This window comes from Microbacterium sp. KR10-403, assembly GCF_040196215.1.
Lineage (GTDB): Bacteria > Actinomycetota > Actinomycetes > Actinomycetales > Microbacteriaceae > Microbacterium.
Genome location: NZ_JBEGDC010000002.1, coordinates 260,015 through 281,148, shown reverse-complemented (window position 1 = coordinate 281,148; position 21,134 = coordinate 260,015). Strand labels below are relative to the sequence as shown.

The 21,134-nt window shown below is 62.5% G+C and carries 12 protein-coding genes; 8 read left to right on the top strand and 4 right to left on the bottom strand.

Features of this window, described 5'->3' with window-relative positions; genetic code table 11:
- Window positions 1-174 precede the first annotated feature (174 nt).
- The 3 genes from ABMQ42_RS05005 (at window position 175) to ABMQ42_RS04995 (ending at window position 5,743) form a co-directional block, all read left to right on the top strand.
- Window positions 175-1,854 (top strand): alginate lyase family protein, encoded by a 1,680-nt coding sequence (locus ABMQ42_RS05005; RefSeq protein WP_349721755.1) that lies wholly within the window; start codon window positions 175-177, stop codon window positions 1,852-1,854.
- A gap of 415 nt (window positions 1,855-2,269) precedes the next feature.
- Complete coding sequence (locus ABMQ42_RS05000; RefSeq protein ID WP_349721754.1) at window positions 2,270-4,891, top strand: glycosyltransferase; 2,622 nt, start codon at window positions 2,270-2,272, stop codon at window positions 4,889-4,891.
- 216 nt (window positions 4,892-5,107) lie between these two features.
- Entirely contained in the window at window positions 5,108-5,743 is a 636-nt protein-coding gene (locus tag ABMQ42_RS04995; RefSeq protein ID WP_349721753.1) for a sulfotransferase family 2 domain-containing protein, read from the top strand.
- A 153-nt stretch (window positions 5,744-5,896) separates the two neighbouring features.
- Here the strand turns inward: ABMQ42_RS04995 and ABMQ42_RS04990 are convergent, their stop codons facing one another.
- On the bottom strand, window positions 5,897-6,934 hold the full coding sequence (locus ABMQ42_RS04990) for a hypothetical protein (protein ID WP_349721752.1): 1,038 nt from the start codon (window positions 6,932-6,934) through the stop codon (window positions 5,897-5,899).
- Between ABMQ42_RS04990 and ABMQ42_RS04985 the strand changes: the two genes are divergently transcribed.
- Window positions 6,928-8,046 carry a polysaccharide pyruvyl transferase family protein gene (locus tag ABMQ42_RS04985; protein ID WP_349721751.1) on the top strand — a complete coding sequence of 373 codons (1,119 nt, stop codon included), beginning with the start codon at window positions 6,928-6,930 and terminating at the stop codon, window positions 8,044-8,046. The two genes, ABMQ42_RS04990 and ABMQ42_RS04985, sit on opposite strands and share 7 nt — an antisense overlap.
- On the opposite strand, the gene ABMQ42_RS04980 is transcribed toward ABMQ42_RS04985, so the two are convergent.
- On the bottom strand, window positions 8,033-10,420 hold the full coding sequence (locus tag ABMQ42_RS04980; protein WP_349721750.1) for a glycosyltransferase: 2,388 nt from the start codon (window positions 10,418-10,420) through the stop codon (window positions 8,033-8,035). The two genes, ABMQ42_RS04985 and ABMQ42_RS04980, sit on opposite strands and share 14 nt — an antisense overlap.
- Window positions 10,421-10,643: 223 nt before the next feature.
- On the opposite strand from ABMQ42_RS04980, the gene ABMQ42_RS04975 reads away from it, so the two are divergent.
- Together ABMQ42_RS04975 and ABMQ42_RS04970 are read left to right on the top strand one after the other, a co-directional pair.
- Window positions 10,644-11,498 carry an ABC transporter permease gene (locus tag ABMQ42_RS04975; protein ID WP_349721749.1) on the top strand — a complete coding sequence of 285 codons (855 nt, stop codon included), beginning with the start codon at window positions 10,644-10,646 and terminating at the stop codon, window positions 11,496-11,498.
- A 52-nt stretch (window positions 11,499-11,550) separates the two neighbouring features.
- The gene (locus ABMQ42_RS04970; protein ID WP_349721748.1) at window positions 11,551-13,314 is read left to right on the top strand and encodes an ABC transporter ATP-binding protein; all 1,764 of its coding nucleotides are present in this window, start codon (window positions 11,551-11,553) and stop codon (window positions 13,312-13,314) included.
- A 23-nt stretch (window positions 13,315-13,337) separates the two neighbouring features.
- On the opposite strand, the gene ABMQ42_RS04965 is transcribed toward ABMQ42_RS04970, so the two are convergent.
- Window positions 13,338-15,674, bottom strand: coding sequence for a glycosyltransferase (locus ABMQ42_RS04965; RefSeq protein ID WP_349721747.1), 2,337 nt, complete (start codon window positions 15,672-15,674; stop codon window positions 13,338-13,340).
- Window positions 15,675-15,766: 92 nt separating this feature from the next.
- Between ABMQ42_RS04965 and ABMQ42_RS04960 the strand changes: the two genes are divergently transcribed.
- A complete protein-coding gene (locus ABMQ42_RS04960) occupies window positions 15,767-17,083 on the top strand; it encodes a UDP-glucose dehydrogenase family protein (protein WP_349721746.1) in 1,317 nt (438 codons plus the stop codon).
- 16 nt (window positions 17,084-17,099) lie between these two features.
- Here ABMQ42_RS04960 and ABMQ42_RS04955 read toward each other — a convergent pair whose 3' ends face one another.
- The gene (locus ABMQ42_RS04955) at window positions 17,100-19,202 is read right to left on the bottom strand and encodes a hypothetical protein (protein ID WP_349721745.1); all 2,103 of its coding nucleotides are present in this window, start codon (window positions 19,200-19,202) and stop codon (window positions 17,100-17,102) included.
- A 128-nt stretch (window positions 19,203-19,330) separates the two neighbouring features.
- Between ABMQ42_RS04955 and ABMQ42_RS04950 the strand changes: the two genes are divergently transcribed.
- Entirely contained in the window at window positions 19,331-21,121 is a 1,791-nt protein-coding gene (locus tag ABMQ42_RS04950) for a DUF4012 domain-containing protein (RefSeq protein ID WP_349721744.1), read from the top strand.
- The last annotated feature ends 13 nt before the right edge of the window (window positions 21,122-21,134 follow it).

The following is a 21,134-nucleotide window of genomic DNA, read 5'->3' as shown; positions in this document are numbered from 1 at the left end:
ACGAGCGCGCGCCTGCGCAACCAGTGACCAACATCGAACTCGACGTCGTGACCGATTCTCGTGAACGACATGTCAGCAGGAGAAGTCATGGCCCACGCCCGATCCACGCACATGGGCACGCGACCTCGGAGGTCAGGAACACGTCTTCTCATCGCCGTGCTGGGGGCAACCCTCATGCTCGTGCTGCCGATCCTCATGTCCACGCCTGCTCGTGCCGATGCCAGCCCTGATGACGTGGCGCCAGTTGTTTCTTCAGCGGGCTTTGTTCACCCTGGTGTCTTCGTGAATCTTGATGAGTTGAAGACCACCAAAGCCCATGTTCTTGCGGGTGACAAGCCGTGGATCGACAACTTCAATCAGCTACGGGACTCCCCATATGTGACACGCGGCGCTCCCACGTTCAATGAGTTCGATTCTGCAAACGCCGCTGGCTCGCAGCATGAAGCGTGTAGTCTCCACGACCCATCCGGGTGCGTAACGGTCTGTGGCTGGTACAACAATCCCGACGTGGGATGCTCCGCTGAGCAGGCTGATGCGCGCGCGGTATACGGCCAGGCCCTTATGTACTGGTACACCGATGATGACATCTATGCAAGACGCGCGATAGCAATCCTCAACGCCTACGCCGAGCACTTCAAGGGCAACACAGGAAAGAACGGCCCGCTGATGACTGCGTGGACAGCCGAGCAGATGATACGTGGGGCGGAGTTACTGCGATACATCTATTCGCCGACTCCCGGAGGAGCGGAGCTTGACGTCGATCAGTTCAGCGTCATGCTCCGCACAGTCTTGATTCCTACGCTGACCACGTTCGATTACGGTCAGGCTCGGGGAAACTGGCAGCTCTCTGCCGCGGACGGGCTGATGAACACTGCTGTTTTCTTGGACGACCGCGCTCTGTACGATCGAGCGGTCACTATGTGGCGTGAACGCGTGATGTCTTATATCTATCTTTCGACGGATGGGGACCTTCCGATACCTCCCTCAAACTATGCGGCCGCGTATCAAACACCGGCAAGTCTGAGTTGCCTGTGGTTGGCTGACAAAGTGCCGGCGTGTCAATCCAGCCCGCAGACAGATCCAGGCATGACATTTCAAAATGGTCAGAGCGAAGAGACCTGCCGCGATTTCGCTCACACGTCGATGGGGCTCAGCGGCATCATCAACGCCGCCGAGACCGCGTGGATCCAAGGCCAGGATCTCTATGGCGAACAGCAGACGCGGATCATCACCGGCGTGCTCTACACGGTGCAAGTCGCGCAGAATCAGGCCACGCAAGGGCTGCCATCCGGGTTCTGTGACGGTGTTAACGTCCGTGCAGGACGGTCTTCCCTTGCCGAGTTGGCTGCAGATGTGTTCTACAACGCATATGCCGTGCGTAAAGGCGTGAAATTATCGCCGATTTTGATTCCTGGTTACATCACCCCCTCGTCTCGTGAAGACCCCGTGGCGAGATTCATCTCGGAGAACCGTGCAAACGACGGTCACGCCGGAAATCTTGTGACGTGGGATGCGCTGACACACCACCTGGCTAGCTACCCCCTCACAGCTGATGACGAAGGGGCGAGGTCTCAATCCCCCCCCAACACGGCGTCAGCTGAACCCACTCCGTTCATCGAGCCTTCGACCGTCGCGAAACAGACCCTCCTCGGGCCGCTTCTCATTCTTGGCATGGGTCTGGGATTCTTCGTCATCACGCTGGCAGTCATCGGGACCAGGTCACGGCGTCACCATCGTGCCCGCCGAAAGGAAGACGTGTTCGCGCCTTCGGGCGCATCTTCGGAGACGAGTGGAGAAGAGCTCTGGGGGGAGACCAACCTGTCGGAGCGCCACCCCACTGAGCGGCGACTTTAGGGCACGCCGACGGTCGAACCCCTGCACAGAGGGACTCCAAACGCGGACAGGTGTCGATGGGGCCCAACGGGTCCCCTATATGCTGGATCGGGTGCGGTCTTATGGCAGGGATGGCAGACGATATCGGCGATCCTCGTGTTCGCTGCTTCGGTCTGACCAGATCAGCCATGAGCGTTGGCGATGAACGAGTGCCCAGTACTCGGAGGCTGTTCGCCAGCAGCGTTCACTCGTGTTGCGCCTGATGAGGGGTACGGGTCCTGTCGTCGAGAGGTCCCGGGGTGTCTTAGCGCCGCTGCTCGGGGCGCCCCGGCACAAGTCCCTCGTCAACAAACATGAGGTTCGCAGGAGTTGAGCGCTCCGGATCACGCCGGTGGCCGCGCACCATTCGCGGAGTTCTGAAAGGTAGCAAGGATCGATGCAGAGCAGTACGACAACGTCCCTCACGCCGCAGGTATCGATCGTCGTGCCTGTTTTCAACGACGAAGAACACGTTGCGAGCGCGCTTGATAGTTGCTTGGCGCAAACGCTCGGGGAGATCGAAGTCATCGTGGTCGACGACGCGTCGACCGATGAAACAGCCGCGATCGTCGAGCGCTACGCAGCCTCTGATGACCGCATCCGCCTCATTCAACTTGACTCGAACATGACGGCGTTCCACGCTCGCAGGGTGGGCATCGCCGCTTCGACGGCGCCGTTTGTTCTCTTCCTTGATGGCGATGACCTTTTGGTGCCGGAGTGCGCCGCGACCGGGTTGGCGCTTGCACATGACCGCTCGGCGGACGTCGTTGGGTTCGGCTGTCAGGTGATCAGGGCAGACGGCTCGACCGGCAGTCGCCATGAAGCAGGTATGCAGCCGAAGCATGAAGAGCTTCGTGGCATCGAGATCGTCAGGACGCTGTTCCCCGTGGGCGTGACCGCGCAGGGCCAACTGTGGCGTTATCTCTTCGATCGAGAGCTCCTCGTCGCAGCCTACAGTTCGCTCCCGGACTCGTTGAAGCTCGTTCGCGTCAATGACCTTCCTATCGCGTTCTTGGCTTTGATGCGCGCGCGGAAGTACGTTTCGACTCGGAAGGTGCTATATCGGTATTTCTTCCAGCGGGGCGCGAGCGGGCATCGAGTGTCTGATCTCGACGATTACCTCTTCAACGCGTCCGCCATCGACTCGATCGATGCCATCGCCGCTTCAGTCGCCCAAGAGGCCGTAGCGAATTTGGAAGGGGAGCTGCTTGCTCGAACATATGACTCGGTGCGGTTAAGCGTTGTCGGTCGTGTACTTGACTATGTGCGCGATATCGCCGACGATGACCTGCGTATGGTGTGCTTGAACCTGTTGCGGGAACGTGTTGGTCTAGCGGCACTGGCATCTGCGTGCGCGGACTTTTGTGAAAAGGCTCTTCCGATGCTGGCTTCGATCGCCTCACCCGCTCCGCTATCGCGAAGTACGCGTCATGTGCTGTTGCGCACGGGCAACCTTGGAACAGGCGGCGTGCAGGGTGTGTTGGTGTCGCAGGCGGAGTACCTGGTAGATGCGGGATTCAATGTCACCATCGCAGTTGATGCGTCGCCCGACACTGAATTCGACCTCCCTGCCGGGGTCGATCTAAAGCAGATTTTGGGCGATTCACGAGGGCAAAAACTGGCAAGCTTTGTTGAGCTTTGCCGTTCAGAGAACGTCGATGTGATTATCGATCATCACATCCTTTACAACGAACGTTGGCCGTTCTTCGCTCTCGCAGCAAGTGAATATGGAATACCAACGATCGGCTGGCTTCACAACTTCGCACTACGTCCGGTGCTTGACGGCTCCACTCGTACTAGTTTCCTTGATCGTTACCTTCCGACTCTCGCGATGACGGTTGTGCTTTCAGAATCCGATGTTGCTTATTGGAAATTGCTCGGACTGGACAACGTCGCATATTTACCGAACCCGGCCTCGCCGTTCTTGAAGAGCTTGCCAACTCAGCTGGGGCCTCGGCCTACCCCTACGGGTCCTCTCGAAATTGTGTGGTGGGGTCGACTCCAGCAGTCGACGAAGCAGGTCCGCGACCTTATCGAAATTGGTGCGCACCTTCGCGATCTTGACATCTCGTTCCGCCTGACGATTATCGGACCCGACAGCACCGATCTACGTGCGGCACAGCTTCGTGAGGACGCTCGTGCGTGGGGCATCGAAGATAGCGTCGTGACGCCCGGCCCACTGCACCACGAGAGGCTTGTTGACGCGATATCTCACGCTCACGTCTACGTGAGCACTAGCGCGATTGAAGGCTATCCGCTCACTCTCGTTGAAGCACAGACGCTGGGATTGCCTCTGGTGATGTACGACCTGCCTTGGCTCGCGACGCTGCGCGATAACTCCGGCATCGTGAGCGTGGAGCAGGGGGATCGGCGGGCCGCGGCCCTTGCGCTGGCAGCACTTGCAACTGACGGGGCATACTATGCCGAGCTCTCCGAGGCGTCCCTCACGGCGGCCCGGGCCGCCGTGTCCCATGACTTCGCACGACTCTATTCGGACCTCGTCCGAGGTGAGTTGGCTCCGGAGCAGTCTCCTGAACCCACCATTGCCGATGCTCGTTTGCTGATGAGGCAATACCTCGTGTTCACTGAGCGACTCATACGTCGTGAGCGCCGTGCGGTCGATCGTGCGCAGGCGGCCGCGGCCAGGAATGAGAAGAAGGTTCGACAGCTCTTAGGCGACTCGCGCGCCCGCACAGCGAGAGACCGTAAGAATGCCCCTTCGGTCCCACGCACGGGAGTGAGAGGCTGGCTCATGAGAATCTTGCCCACTTCGATGAAGCAATCAAGCTTCTATGCCCGGCATCAATACAACGTGACAATCGACCAGCGGGAACTGTTGCTCAGGGGCCAAGCCCTTATCGACGAGAGGCTTGGTCGTATGAATGCGACTTTAGAAAGACTCCGGGTCGACACGACAAATGTTGCGCCGGCGCTGGAACAGCGAATCCAAGATCGGTTGGCGCGTCTTGAAGCAGCGCTCGTCGAGTCGCAACGTGGAACACATATGGAACAGTCGTAGAAGCCGCTGTCAGTCATAGGCATGTGATGTGAACGATACATCCTATTTGGCGCGGAGGCATTCTGAGCGGTGCAATGACTTAGGTTGTCTGAAGGGCCAGGTTGGTAGAGGCGTGGAGAATCGACGAGACGGTGCTCGTCGGGGGACGTACGAATCGTGGAAGATTTATCCGTTTGTGGCTTTTGGCCGCGTGATTAAGTGTTTTATGGAGGACCGATGCCTGTTTTCCGAAAAAATGGCCGGAACATTCTCTTCATCCATGTGCCGAAATGTGGTGGTACCAGCGTTGAGAACGCTTTCCGTCAGAGCGGCTATAGATCGCTTTACCTTGATGGCAAGACGGGGCCGGGGACGGTGAACTACTTTCGTCCGTGCACGCCGCAACACATGCATGCAGAGATTCTTGAGAAAATCTTCTTGATCGATCGCTTTGATGCGGTATTCATGCTCGTTCGCGAGCCGTTGGCGAGGTTTCGCTCCGAATTCGTGTACAGGCACCGCAAACGGAACTTCGCAGGAGTTGCGCCATCGGCGGAGTATGTTTCGAGCTGGGCGGCGAAAGCGCTCGACAGCCATGCGAGCGACCCATTTCATTTTGACAACCACCTTCGGCCTCAGCACGAATTCCAGACACGGAATGCAGAGGTCTATAAACTTGAGGACGGACTTGACAATGTGTTCAATGATCTGAATCGGCGGTTCGAGCTCGGCCTCAGCGTCCCGCTGGAACGCGGGAAGGACGGTCGGAACTCTGGACTTATGAGTTCGCAGGTCGAGCTCGAGCCTCGGCTGGTGGGCCGCCTACAGGAACTCTACAAGTACGATTACACGTCATTCGGGTACGCGAAATAGCTCGCGATACATGTGCGGGAGTTGAGAGGCAGCGGACCCGGATTCGCGTTGAATATGCCAGGTTCGATTCAGCTTCGGATCATTCGCAGAACTCCACGAGAGTGAGGCGTTTTGCGCCCATCTCCCTCCGTTCCGCGTGGCTAACGGCGGCTATCAGTTTGGGTGGGTCGCGGACGCCGCGGAGCGAAACAGCGCGGCGTAGGCGTCGCGAGTAGCGGCGAGGCTACGCCCAGTCAGATCGGGCTGTCGCGCCCGGTCCGATTCGCGAAGCGCGGCGAACGTGCCGTCAATTGTTTGGGCCGTGAGCGGCCCCTCGCTGAGGAACAGCCAGCCGTGTCCCACTGAGTTCGCAATACTCATCGTGAGATCGGTGCGGGGCGTGAGCACAGGGCGCTCGAGCGAGAGTGCAAGGAAGAGCGTCTGAAGATCAGCGGATGATCGTGCCTTCGGAAGCAGCACCAACTCGGCAGCATCGAACTCTTGCACGCTTGCTCCATCCGAGATGCGCTCGAATCGGGCAGACAGAGTGGAACGGCTTCGAGCCATCGCGGACTGAATCGATTTTCTGAGCGGCCCTGAAGCAGTGCCTGCCAATCGCAGTGTGAGACCGGGGACAGTGGCGACACTGGGAAGGGCAAGGAGAGATATAGCGTCATCGGAGAGCTCGCTTCCGGGGGCGATAATGAGCATGCGCCCTCGAACTTGTTCGCCACGGGGATACCCATCGAACCGTTCACGAAAATGTGGATGCGGGATCACCCGCGCCCTGCTCGAGCCGCGCGACACCAGTGACGTGTCAGCGGCGATGAATATGCTGGTGCTTTTGTCGAGGAGTCGACACGCCAAGCGGGACAGCGTGTGTCGCTCGACGCGACAGGTCGTCTCATCGATTGTCCTCACCAGGGCTATGCGGTGCCGACGAAGATTCCTGGTCAACGCGAGCACTGCCAAGAGTCGGTGCAAGGGTGTTTCACCGCTTGTCCCCAGCAGTAGATCGAGGTTTGCGTCGAGGACGTGGACGACGTCGACATCCAGATCGGTCAGGACGCCCTGAGAGAATTTGTACTCGATCCCCGGATGATTAGTGCCGACGACCTGATCGACGTACCTGAGAAAGGGTGCCGGCGGGCGGTGGATCTCCTGGACGACCAACGGGCCGTTAACTCTTGTTGATCGATTCGCAGGTGGCATTCCTCCATACTAAAGAGACCAGATTGAGGAGGCTGACGGTGCGGGATGTGTTCGTTCACCCATCCGGACAAGACGACAATCTCGGCGATTCGGCATTGCGCGCGGCGTCTCTTGGAGCATTGCAAGGGGCCGGAGTGCGACTCCACGTTTTCTTAGAGGAGCAGTCTTCGGACTACGTCTCCGGTCTGCCGCTTAGTGCACGCGACGCCCTCTACTCGAATCGCCCATCCTGGCTTCGCGCGAGCGAGGGTGTCGAGAAGCCGATCTATGTGGTCAACGCGGGGGAGATCAACCCCCGTGGGGGCCGCGCGTATCCGAATGCGAAACGCGTGCGCGAGATGTCCGGCATTGTGAAGGGTGGGGGCGTGATCCTTGCGACAGGCCTCGGCCTGAAGAACCCTGCTCAGGCCGCGTCAGTGTCCTTTTCTCCGTTGTTGCGCGAGGCGGCTGTCATGTCGTGGAGAGACAGCGTTTCACGGGATGCTGCTGGGTTCGGCGAGGTGGCTCCCGACTGGGCATTCGCACTGGGAAGCTCTCCTTCACGGTGGAGACCGTACGGTGAGCGCCGACTCATCGCCGTCACACTGAGGTTCGACCGGCCCTGGCCTGGTGCTGACTGGATTGACGCGGTCAAGTATTTCGCATATCAACGAGTGGCCGAGGTCGTGACAGTGGCACAGGTGTCTCGGGATGCCCCACGGGCTGTACAACTGGCGCGGGCGCTGGGCGGACGATACCTGGTGGCTCCGAGCACGAGGCACACAGATCTTGAAAGCCATGTACGGTCGGTGTACGCGCGCGCCTTGGCGGTGATCAGCGACCGGGCCCACGCGCTGATCATGGGGGCGACCGAGGGTGCCTACCCTCTGGGAACAGCGTCAGACCCGCAGAAGATCAAGCGTCTTCTCGACGCAGCAGGGATCGGAGCGCTCACGGGCGAGCACGCGACCCTCGCCGAGCGGGCAGCGTATCTCGGCAGAGAACGGCCGATACTCGACGATCGAGTGGAGGCGAGCCGTCGAGAGCTGCGCGCGTTGACCGAGCGGATCCGCGATGTGGTGATGGGACGAACGACATCCCGCTTAGAAAACCTCGCTGTCAGCGTCCCGTGAGCCTTGTCTTCGCCCGGTGGGCGAGGGGCCTCAAGTTTGGGAACAACTGCAGCACCGTGCGACCCAGCGGCGTTGCTGCGCGCCAGACCCGAGAGCGTAGCGATCGTGCTGGCGACGACGAGTGAGCTCCTCGGCGCCCACTGCTTCGAGAGCGCGTCGCCGCTCCTTTTGCGGCATCGCGAACGCCCGCATTCTGCTCCGCGTAGAAGAGGACCAGGCGGAGCAACTGCTGGGCATCTGTGAACGTGGGTTCGGGCGAGTACTTGGACGGGAGAGAGCCCGTGATGACTTGCTCGTAGAGGCGACCGAAATCGTAGGTGAGCTCTCGACGGGCTGCCTCCAGCGATGCACGTGACAACTCGGTATACCGTTCCGAAGAGCACGCAAACTCTGCGATACGGGTCGCCATAGCGGCAGCATCGCCCTGAGGAACGGAGACCACCCCATCGTTCTCTTGGACGAGCGTCAACCATGGCAGCGCATACATGAACACTGGTAGCCCTCGAGACTGGGCTTCGGCGATGGTCAGCTGGTAGCCCTCGATGATGCTCGTCGTCACAAAGATATCGGCGGCATCGATCGCGTCGACGAGGTCCTGGCCGCGCTTCTCCCCGACAGCCTCAACGAGGTGGTCCAGCCCGCGCTTGCGTGCCAGCGTATTGAAGCGACGAGCTGTCCACTCCTGCCAGTCAGGGCCGACGATGGTGAGGTGAAAGTCGACGGCCTCGCCACGGAGCTTGTCGGCCACTTCAAGCAGCTGGGTCACGCGTTTGGTGTGTTCGTCGAGGCGCCCCCACCAGATCAGCTCCAGGCGCCTGTTCTGCAGCGTCTTCGGTGAAGATGCCACCGTGAGCTCAAGAAGGAGAGGTGAGGGAGGATTCGGTACGTACACCGCTTGCGGTACCCCGCAGAGCTTCCAGAACGCGACGTCCAAAGGTGAGAGGCTGACCAACGTGGCGAGCAAGCGAGCGTTCGTCTTGATCAGCTCGTGCAGCCCGTTGAGATCGTAGATCGGGCGGGCCGCGAAGTTGTGGAGCCAGCCGATGGTCGCGACGCCGATGCTCCGCGCGATGAGTGCGTACTCGGGCCAGTCCTGACTGTAAAGGACCTGATGATCGATGATCACATCCACAGAATGGAGTTGACAGATGTCGACCCACTCGACCAGGCGTTCGGCCAGGCCATGCCCCACCATTTCTGTGAATGTGGCGCCGTCGGGGACCGCGGTTGGGTCGCTCCCGTAGCGGCGGGCCACGATGGTGACCTGATACCCCGCGCGCATGAGGAGCGAAGCCTGCGCGAGGACGACGCCCGAGACGCCACCGGTCGTGAGCGTTCGGGTGGTGAGCATCACGCTGCGAACGGGCCGTTCAGTGAGGTCGATCGGCTCGCTATGTGCTTTCAGGGCGTTGAGCGCGTCGGGGTAGAAACGCACTGCGGCGAGGACGATGTCTTGCGCCGGTGCGCAGGAGTGCAGATGCTCGAGCACTTCCGCTCGGAGCTCGTGTCGAGTGTGCTGAAGAAGGTAGGTGCACACGTAACCGATGATTGAAAGTCGGACCGATTCGTAGTTCTCGAGGAGCGCGCCGGGGTCGGCACTGGTGTATGCCACGGCCTTGACGGCTGGGCGGACACTCTCGATGGACTCAATGGCTCGAGCGTAGAACTGGGCTTGTGTCAGGGTCTCGACTGACTGTCCGCTTCCGCCACGACCGTAGTGATATCGGTAGAGACGATCGGGCATGGACACGAAGCTCGATGCAAGCATGGCCGTCACGTACGTGATGGGGAGGTCGTTCACCCGCGGGAGGACCAGGCCTTCAGGTAACAGGGAGTAAGCCTTGCGCAGCAGTTCGGTACGGAAGAGATAGCGCCACAGCTGTCCTTGCGCAGGCTGCCCGACCGGAAAGAGGCCGGCGAGCACGTCGGCACCCGCCAGTTCGGTGTGCTTGGGTGCCAGACGAGACTGGTAGCCGCCGACGACGCCGCCGTCGAGGCTGATGACGTCGACACCGAAACCCACCAGATCAGCCGCGTGTGCGTTTGCCATGGCCAGCGATTTCGCAGCGGCTTCGGGAGCTAATTCATCGTCACCATCGACGAAGAGAATGTGCCCCGCGGCAGCAGCTGAAACGCCGACGCGTCGTGCCTGAAAAGCCGACGAGTTGTGCGCTTGGCGTAGAAGCCGGACGCGAGGGTCGCGTTCGGCGTACTCCGCCACCACTTCGACAGTGGCATCGGTGGACGCATCGTCGATGCAGATGATCTCCACTTCGTGGAGTGTCTGTGCCAGGCAGCTGTCTATGGTCGCTGCGACCGTCGACGCGTCATTGTACAGGGGGAGCACGATGGAAACGCGGGGTGTCGGGTGCATTGGGACTCCGTCGAGGATGGTCGGGCAGTGCAACGCCCGCATTCGCCGACAGGGGCGTGGCGTGTCGCCGACAATCCTATGCGGCTGCCAGAAATGAGCGGTTTCGAACCAACGGCGTGTGAAGCTGAGGGCGCTTTCATGCCGACGCGATAGTATCTCGACGTCAGCCGGGTTGATCTCGGTCGCACGCGCGCGTGGGCGCGAAGAAGAAAGTGGAGAGTCCTTGGCAGACGCGCTCACTCCGCCGTTCACGGATGGTCTCATGCTTGTCGGGCATCGACCTCCGCTCGGAGCGTATCTTGTCGACACCTGGCGTCGGCGGTCTTTTGCTTTCACCTTGGCCAAGTATCGGTTGGTCTCGAGACTGCTTCAGAACCGACTCGGATTGCTGTGGATTGTGCTCAAGCCGGTGTTCATGGCGGCGATCTACGGGACGATCTTTGGCGCGCTGCTGTCCAGTTCGGCGCGTCCGGACGACTGGGTTCCGTACTTGCTCATCGGCGTGTTCATCTTCCAGTTCTTCACCTCCTGTTTCTCGGGAGGGGCGCGGGCTATCACGGGAAACTCGAAACTCGTGCAGAGCTTGGGGTTTCCGCGCTTACTTCTCCCGCTATCGGTGGTGATCGAACACGGACTCGAGTTCGTGCCGGTCGTCGCATTGCTGGCGGTACTCCTGCTGGTCTTCGGCGTGCCCATCGCATGGTCATGGCTGCTCGTGATACCGATCCTTCTGATGATGGCTGTGTTCAATCTCGGTCTGGGGCTGATCGTTGCGAGAATGTCGGTGAGAGTTCGAGACGTGCAACAATTCATTCCCGTCATCAACAGGTTGTTGTTCTACGCCAGCTCGATCTTCTTTCAGCTGGATGAGGCGTTTGCCGACCACCCCACCATTCTGACTATTGCCCATCTCATTCCCACGTATGACTTCATCGCGCTGGTGCGTGGTGTGATGTTGACTGATCATCCGGTGCCGCCACTTGTCATGGTCGCCGCGCCCGCGTGGGCATTGCTGGCGATTGTGATTGGGGTTGTCTACTTCTGGAAGGCTGAGGCGAGGTATGGCCTCACCGACTGAACTGATCTTGCCGAGTGGCGTGAAGAGCGGGCGAGCCGGCGAGGCTCGCCCGATGATCGTCGTCGACGATGCGCACGTCACGTATCGTGTGTACGCGTCAGGTAAACGCGTCAGCGGCCGCGACGGTCTTCCCAGTCTCCGTGGTGCGCTGCGCGGCGGTCGCGGTTTGCAGACCGTGCCGGCCCTTCGTGGGGTGACGTTCACTGCATCAGCGGGGGAGACGATCGGCGTTGTCGGCCATAACGGCTCCGGCAAGTCGACGCTCTTCCGCGCGATGAGTGGGCTCATCCCGACCTCTGAAGGAACGATCTGGGCGGCTGATCGCCCGGTGCTGCTCGGGGTCAACGCCGCGCTCGTTCCGGAGCTGTCGGGTGAGAACAACATCAAGATCGGCCTTCTCGCGATGGGTTTCTCTCAAGAGGAAGCCGCGGCACAAGTCGATGAGATAGCAGAGTTCGCCGAGCTCAACGAGTTCATAAATCATCCCATGCGCACCTACTCATCGGGGATGGGCGCTCGACTGAGATTCGCGATTGCTGCGGCGAAATCGCATTCGATCTTGCTCATCGATGAAGCGCTTGCCGTCGGTGACCGTCGTTTCAAACAGAAGAGCGACAAACGGCTCCGCGAACTTCGCGATAGTGCGGGACTGGTCATGATCGTGAGCCACTCATCGAAATCGCTCCGCGACACGTGCGAGCGGGTTCTGTGGATTCACAAGGGTGAGCTCCGCGCGGATGGGCCAGCGGACGATGTCATCGGTGAGTATCTGAAGTGGACGAAGAATCCGTCGAGCGCGGCTGTCGGAGCAGCCTCGAGCGCCAAGCCAAGAGCGAAGACCCCCACTGAACCATCGGACACGGCGTTGCAGAGAGCGGCATCGGCAGCCGCAATGGCTGCTGCGCAGGGAGGACGGGCGCGAACCATACCGGTTTCCAAAGCGGAGTCGAAGCCCTCTTTGCTGGATGACTTGTTGGGTGAAGTCGGGCTTGCAACCACCCCGATCGCCATCGAGACACCTTCGCAACATGTGAAGGACGCTGGCTCGGGGCGCCCGAGTTCGCGAGACGCTGAGAGGCGCGGGCGCTATATCGCCAGCACTCGTGAGCGGCACCGGAGAAGGCTCTTGACCGTGCTGATCACGGGTGGCGCCATTGTGCTCGCGATTGCGGCTGGCGCCGGCCTGGCGCTGGCAGCCAACCTCTCTGCATCTCCCGATCCACAGAGATCGAACAGCGTGGCCTCTGTCGCGACGGATGAACCTGCCCCGAGTCTGCCGGTGATCGGATCCTTTGCGGCCGCTGCGAAGACGGTGGAGTGCGCGGCAGACGACGCGAAAGCCAAGGTCAAGCTCAGCTGGAAAGTCGATCATGCGGCACTGGTTGCCGTCGTTGCCGGCTCTGTCACAGCCGAGAAAGCCGACTTGTCGCCGAAGACGGTGCTCCCGACCGAGATGAAGGACCATGCCATGGCCTTCGGGTGCGACGCGAGTAAACAGGCTTACACGCTCGTAGCCGAGAACGCCAACGGTGACCGAGTGAGCTCGGTGATCACCGTGACGCGGACGGAGCCCACTCCGACGCCGGTGCCCTCTGCACCGCCGCAGCAGACAATACCCGTCGCGCCGCAACCAGCACCGGTGACGACGTCGAAGCCGGTCAGTACGCCGGCGCCTAGCGAGACTGCTCCGTCTACTGCGCCGTCGACTGAACCGTCGGAGCCGGAGCCGGAGCCGACGCCGTCGTCGGAGCCGACGACGCCAGGTTCGACTGATCCGACGAGTGACCCGGCACCGTCGGCCGAAGCAGGCGGATAGGGAGGCCAGGAGGCGAGCTCTTGTTACCGCACGCCCAACCACTTCTTTGCGCGGTGAGCGAGCGGTTGCAGACCCGGAAGCTGCCTGAGAGCGTTGCGGCCGAGGGGCGCAGCCGAGTGCCACAGCCGCGCGCCCCATGCCGACTCATTGGCTGAGTCGACGCGACGTGCCGCCTGATGCGATCGTGCGGCGAAGAAGACCAGCAGACCCAGCAGTCGTTTCGCGTCGGCGAGGGTCGGTTCAGGCGAGGACTCCGGCGGCAATGTGTCCGTGACCACGCCGTGGTAGAGGCGTGAGAAGTCGTATGAGAGCTCACGCTGTGCAGCGTCCACGGATGCCGTTGAAAGCTGTCGATAGCGCAGAGGGTCGCTCAGCACTTCGGCGATCTGCTGCGCCAGACCCGCGGCGTCACCCTGCGCGACCGACACGACACCGTCGTTGTTCTGCACGAGGGTGAGCCACGGCAGCTCGTACATGAACACGGGGAGCCCCCGCGACTGGGCCTCGGCGATCGTGAGCTGGTAGCCCTCGATGATGCTCGTCGACACGAAGGCGTCGGCGGCATCGATCGCCGCGAGCAACTGTGCGCCGTGGCGCGGTCCGACCGCCTCGACAAGCCCGCCGACACCGCGCCTGCGGGCGCGCGCGTTGAACTTCTTGGCAGTGAGGCCGTCCCACGCGGGGCCGATCGCGGTGAGGTGGAAGTCGACACCCAAATGGCGAAGCTGCACGCCCACCTCGATCAGCTCGGAGACCTGTTTGGTGCGCTGCTCGAGTCGCCCCCACCAGACCAGCTCGATGCGGCCGGTGGGCGACGACTTCGGTGCCGGCGCTGCTGAGCGCGTCAGGAGCGGGGACGGGGGATTCGGCACGTGTGCGACGTGATCGAGGCCGCGCAGCTTGAAGTAGGCGACATCAAGCGGCGAGAGCACGACCAGCTGCGCGAGCGTGGTGCTGCAGCGCTCGATCAGCGTGAGGCGGTCGTTGCCGTCATACACCGGTCGGCCGACGAAGTTGTGCAGCCAACCGACCGTCGCTGCATCTTCGGCACGCGCAGCGAGGGCGAACTCGGGCCAGGCGTCCATGTAGAGGACTTGGTGGTCGATCACGACATCGATCGCGTGGTCATGGCAGATCTTTGACCACTGGGCAAGCTTGCCGGCACGGTCGATCGCCGTCAGCTCGACGAATCCCGTGCCGTCGGGCAGCAGGCCGGTGTCGCTACCGGTGCTGCGAGCAGCCACCGTCACGGTGAAGCCCGCATCGCGCAGATAGCGCGCCTGCGATGCGATCACCGCCGACACCCCGCCCGTGCGCAGCACCGACGTGGCCAGCAGCACGTTGCGCACGGCGCGATCGCCGATGGCCTGCCGATGCGTGTGGAACCGCAGTGTCGACAGCGTGGATGGGTAGAAGCGCACCGCCGCCCGCACGACGTCATGCGCCGGCGTTACCGAGTGCAGGTGGGCGAGGGCGGCATCGAGAACGGCCGCGTCGCTGTTCTCGATCAGCTGCGAGCAGACGTAACCGATGATCGACAGGCGTACTGACGCGTACGTATCGCGCAGAAGTGTCGGGTCAGAGCAGCTGCGGGCCAGTTCGTCCACGGCGGGGTGGATGCTGTCGACGGACGTGATCGCGGACGTGTAGAACACCGCGCGCTCGACGCTGTCGACCCGGTGCCCGCTGCCACCGCGGCCGAAGTGATAGCGGTACAGCTTGTCGGGGATCGACACGTACGCCGTGGCGAGGGCTGCGACCAGGAACATCAACGGAAGGTCATTGACCCGGGCCAGCGCCAGATCGGCGGGAAGCAACGCATGAGCATCGCGCAGCACCCGGGTGCTGTAGAGATGACGCCACAGTTGTCCCTGCGCCCTCGCGCCCAGGGGGAAAAGTCCCCTCAGCACCGCGGTGCCGGTCAATGCATCGTGCACAGGCTGCAGCCGGCGCTCATAGGCGCCACCGACGCGTCCGTCCTTCTCGACGACCGTGACGCCGAAGGCTACCAGGTCGGCTCCAGTCTCATCGGCCGTCGCCAGCGCGCGCTGCGCGGCATCCCGCTCCAACTCATCGTCGCCGTCGAGGAACAGCACGTGGGCGGCGGCGGCGGCCAGCACGCCGGTGCGGCGGGCCTGCATCGCGGTGCGGGTGTGCTCGTGAGTGATCACCCGCACTCTGGAATCACGCTCACAGAACCGGGCGAGAATGGCGGCGGTGCCGTCGGTCGAGGCATCGTCCACGCAGATCACCTCGACGGCGCGCAGTGACTGGTGCAGCGCGCTCTCGATCGCAGCGGCGACCGTCGCCTCGTCGTTGAAGACCGGCATCACGATCGAGACGAGCGGCACAGGTGTCATCGGTGACGATTCTACGGGGAGCAGGTGCTCCCGGCGGTAAGACGGTGTCACTCCGCACAGGGGGCTCACAGATCGACGATAAACTCGAGCCCATGCGTCTTTCTGTCATCGGTTGTGGTTATCTGGGGGCCGTGCACGCCGCGGCCATGGCTTCGATCGGCCACGACGTGGTCGGGATCGACGTCGACCAGGCCAAGGTCGACCGCCTTGTGCGTGGCGAAGCGCCGTTCTTCGAGCCGGGGTTGAACGAGATCTTGGCCGACGGTGTGGCCTCGGGGCGGCTGACGTTCAGCAGCGACATGGCGGCTGCGCGGGGGGCAGCGGTGCACTTCGTCGGTGTCGGCACGCCGCAGCAGCAAGGCGGTCACGGGGCCGACCTCACTTATGTCGATGCGGCGTTCACCTCGCTGGTGTCGCACCTGCGTCCGGGTGACATCGTCGCCGGGAAGTCGACGGTTCCCGTCGGCACGGCAGCCCGCCTGGCCGAGGTCGTCGCGCCGACCGGGGCGACCCTGGTGTGGAACCCCGAATTTCTCCGCGAGGGCTGGGCCGTGCAAGACACGGTGGCGCCCGACCGTCTGGTGGCCGGGGTCCCCGCCGGTGCCGAGGGTGAGCGAGCCGCCCAGATCTTGCGCGAGGTGTACCACACGGCGGTCGCGAGCGACACGCCGTTCATCGTCACCGACTACGCCACCGCCGAGCTCGTCAAGGTTGCGGCGAATGCCTTCTTGGCCACGAAGATCTCATTCATCAACGCGATGGCGGAGATTGCCGAGGTGACCGGGGCCGACGTCACCCAGCTCGCTGACGCCATCGGATACGACGCGCGCATCGGCCGCCGCTTTCTCGGCGCCGGTATTGGCTTCGGCGGTGGCTGCCTGCCGAAAGACATCCGGGCGTTCTCGGCACGTGCCGAAGAGCTCGGCCGCGGCGAGTCGATCGCCTTCTTGCGCGAGGTCGACGCGATCAACCTGCGTCGCCGCGACCGTGCGATCGAGCTGACCGTCGAGGCGCTGGGCGGCTCGGCGTTCGAGAAGCGCGTTGCCGTGCTGGGCGCCGCGTTCAAGCCGCACAGCGACGACATTCGCGACTCGCCGGCCCTCGATGTGGCCGTGCGCCTGCGCGGGCTTGGTGCCGATGTCGTCGTGACCGATCCCGAAGCGCTCGAGAATGCACGGCGCGCGCACCCCCAGCTGCAGTACACCGAAGACCTCGATGAGGCGCTGCGCAGTGCCGACGTGGTCGTCGTCGTCACCGAATGGCCCGAGTACCGTCATGAGCTCGACCCGGCGCACGCCGGCGAGCTCGTGAACGCGCGCGCGGTCGTCGACGGCCGCAACTGCCTCGACGTGCGCACCTGGCGCGACGCCGGCTGGACCTACTACGGCATGGGGCGGCCGCGCGGCTGAGCCGCCCTCCACGGGGTCAGCGCTTCTGCACTGTGGTCGTCGCCGGGTCACGGTCTGCGGCCGCCGGGCGGACGATGACCGGAACGCCCGATACCTTGACACTGACAATGCCGTCGGCGGGCTGGACCACGGTCGTCGTCCCGTCCCACGCGACGACCTCGACAGGGTCCTGGGACGGGAGCGTCGCGGTGGCGGATTTGCCGTTCGATGTCCATACGACGGACACGAGGCTGTCCTCATCGCCGAATGACTGTGCAACCACCCCTGAACCGGCGTCGGCCGTCTCGGCGACGGCTCGACCGTTGATTGATGCGATCAACAGCGCCTGGTCGAAACCGGACGGCTTCGGTGCCAATGCCGAGGTATTCGCACGCGGTGTGTATTCGTACAGGCCGAAGTTCCCCTCGTGATCGGCGGCATTCGACGTTGTGTTCTTCAGGTCGTACCACATAGTGCTGACGGCACCGCCGGCAAGCTCCGAGGACTCGATTTTGAGGAGGAATTGTCCCTGGCTGGGAAGGGTGCGGCCACCAGTTTTGGACGAGGTTCCTGTCTCGGTGATCCATACCGGCAGGGGATCTCCGCCGTTGTACTTTGCGCTGACTTTGTGGGCGTCTTCGATGAGAGCGGCAACCGTCTCCGGATGGCTGTTGGACTCGTACGGGTGGAAGCTCATGCCATCGACGTACGAGAGGCCGCCGAGGCTCCACAGTCGCTCGAACCAGGACGAGGGATAGTTCGCGGTGGCGCCGGCGAGCAGGTCGATCTTTCGGCCGACGGCGCGCACGTTCTTGCTCACCGCCTTCACGAGGGGGAGGTAGCAGTCCGCCGTGACTCCGCAGGCGTTCATGTTGAATCGCTCCTGGTTGAACTCGTTGAAGATCTCGATCGAGGCCGGCTTGTAATGTGAGGCCACAGCGCCCGCATACTCTCCATAGGCGGCGATCTCGGTCGCTCCCGCAGGGACCTTGTCATTTCCGTAGATCGCGTTGCCGTAATTCACGATGGCACTGAGTAACACGCCGTTCGCGGCTGCTCGTGTGAACTCAGACTCGTAGCGCTTATCCCACGTGTAGGTGCCGCGGGTCAGTTCATTCAGCCGCCAGAGAACGTCACTGCGCACGGTGCCGACGCCGAGCAGCCCGGCATACCTAGACTGCCCACGGGAACCCTCTTCCTTGAGATGGATGGTCGTCCCGAAGCGGGGGTCGAGGGGGACGTCATAAGCGGGCGTGTCGACCACCCCGATGCTCGTCGTCGCCGAGCGGTCTTTGGCATCCTTGACGGTGACCGTGTAGTAGCCCTGAGGAACGCCGACGAGCGGGATGGCGGTGAGAGATCCGGATGCCTGCACCGTGCCTTCACCGGTGACTGTGCCATCGGGACGTGTGGCGGTCCAGTGCACAGAGCCGGCCGGCGCGCCCACGGCGAGCGTTGCGTATTGCGCACTCATGATCAACGACGAGTTGTCGACGAGCTCGGTGTCAGACACCTTCTCGAACGACCCGTTCTTCACGACATCCTTCCCGGTTCCGTCCGTGAGTGAGACGTCGTCGATGAGCAGACGGCGGGCGGGAGTGGTCAATGCGATCTTCAGCTGACCGTCTTTGGAAGCGGATGACACAGTGATCGATCCGGTCACCTCAGTCCAGTGGCTCACAGGCAGAGCAGGGGAGGCGACATTCACGTCACCGATCGCCGCGGTGACCGCACCTGCCGCCAGGGACTCGGTCAAAGGTTGCACCTGCGCGCTGAAGGTGTAGGAACCCGCCTTGACGTCCACATCAGTCGTGAGCACCGTCACACCGCCCGACGCGACCACCGGTGCGTCGATCATGGCCGAAGTCGTGCCCGACGCGGCCGCCCCCACCGCAGGGCCGACTTCGCCGACCGCGTGCACACCGGCCTCATCCCAATCGCTGATCGTTCCCGATGCCGCTGCCACCCGCACCGGCTGGCGTTGGGCCGCGGTATCGGCCGTGCTGGTTGGAGTTTGAGCCGGGGTCGGCGAAGATGTGCTCTTCGGCGTCGTGGTCGGCGTGGGAGTCGCAGTGCAGCCGGCCATCATCGTGGCGGCGATGCAGACGGTGACCAGCAGTCCGAAGCCGCGGTGATGCATGAACAATCTCGCATTTCTCGTGGGGATGTGGGGCGGTTACCCACGGTAGCGTGCACCGCAGGCAAGCGCGGTGGCGTACCGCCGGTGCGGGGGAGGATTCTCAGCTTGCGTCTCTTAGGATGGTGGCCATGCCTTCCGAGACCCGACGCAAGGCGCGCGAGCGCGCGCGCGAAGACGACGACTCCGCATCGCTCCTGCCGAACCCCGGCGACCGGCGCTCTCGGCGGCGGCTCCCAATCATCCGGCTCGTCCTGCTGGCGATCGTTGTCGTCGTCCTGGCCCTGGCGGCATGGTTGGTCGTGCGCGTCCTCGGGGTGAAAGCCGATCTCGAGTCGGCAAAGGCCCAGCTGTCGGCCATCCAGGACGGGCGCGAGGTGTCCACCGCGATCGAAGCCATGGGGGACGACGCCGCGAAGGCAGTGAACGTCGCCGGTGACCCGATATGGCGCCTGGCGGAAGCCATCCCTCTTGCGGGAGACAATCTGCGCGCGACCAGACTGGCGGCCGAGACGCTCGACACGTTCGCCAATGATGTCGCGTTACCCGTCCTGGATATGCAGGCTGACGGCAAGGGGGAGTTGCTCCAGCGCGCATTGCCTGTCATCGAGTCGCAGTCCGCAGTCGTGACCTCCTTGCACACCGATCTGACGGAGCTCAGCGACTCCGGCCATCTCATCGGTCCCGTGGAAGACGGAGTGAAGCAGGTCGTTGATGTGCTGGATGTCGCCGCGCCTGTTTTCGCTGTCATGCCGAGCATGCTCGGTACGCATAGCCAGCAAAACTATCTTCTCGTGTTTCAGAACAACGCCGAGTCGCTGCCGCTCGGTGGCAGCTCGGCATCCGAGACGCTCATCACCGCAGACAAGGGTCAGCTGAAGATCGCTGCCCAGGCAAGCAGCGCCGATTTCGACACTCACACGAAGCTCACCACCGTCGACATCCCCTCATCGGCGACGGCCCTCTACGGATCGACGTATGGCACGCGCGGGAACATGGCCGTCACACGCCCTGATTGGCCGAGTGCTGCTCAGCAGCTGATCGCATTCTGGCAACGAGACATCGACAAGAATCAGGAGATCAACGGCGCTCTCTCGGTAGATCCGATCGCGATGGCGCGGATGCTGCGTGCCACCGGCCCCATCACCATCGGTGGGGTGAAGATGAACTCGAAGAACGCGGTGAAGGTGCTCCTCAGCCAGTCCTACACCTGGTGGGACGCCTACAGTAAAGAAGGCGCGGTCAAGTCCGACGCGTTCTTCGAAGCGGTGGCGACGACGATGTTCTCGAAAATCGCTTCGGCAGACTTCGACCTCAAGACAATGATCACAGCGCTGCAGGAGAGCGTCGAAAACGGCGACATCATGGCTTGGAGCGCGGACCCGACGATACAGAAGACCATCGTCTCGGGTCGGTTGTCGGGTGAGTTGCCGACCGACAACGCCACGACGACAACGATCGGCGTCTACTACCGCGATGTCTCAGCGTCAAAGATCGATTACTACCTGAAGACCTCGGCAAAGGTCTCGCGCACCTGCGCGGGCGGAACAGACACCATCGTCGCAACGACGACGCTGTTCCTCGACATCTCGCAAGAGAAGGCCGACGCGCTGCCGCGGTACGTGCAGAGCCACCTTCATGGAGCGGAGTTCTTCAGCAAGCAGGTGTACATCTATGCTCCTCCGGGAATGAAGGTCAAGAGCGTCAAGGTCGACGGCCGCGACGTCAAGCCCTTCCGACAGGGCAACGTCGACCTCGGCCGGGTCGTCGCTCCATTCCAGATGACTCTCAGACCCGGTGAGACTGCCACCGTCACGGCAACATTCACCGGCGCCACCACCGGTACGCCGCTCGAGGTGTGGTCCACCCCCATGATCAACAACACGAAGATGACGGTGGATGACGGTTGCGCCCTCGGCTGACAGGAACCTGACA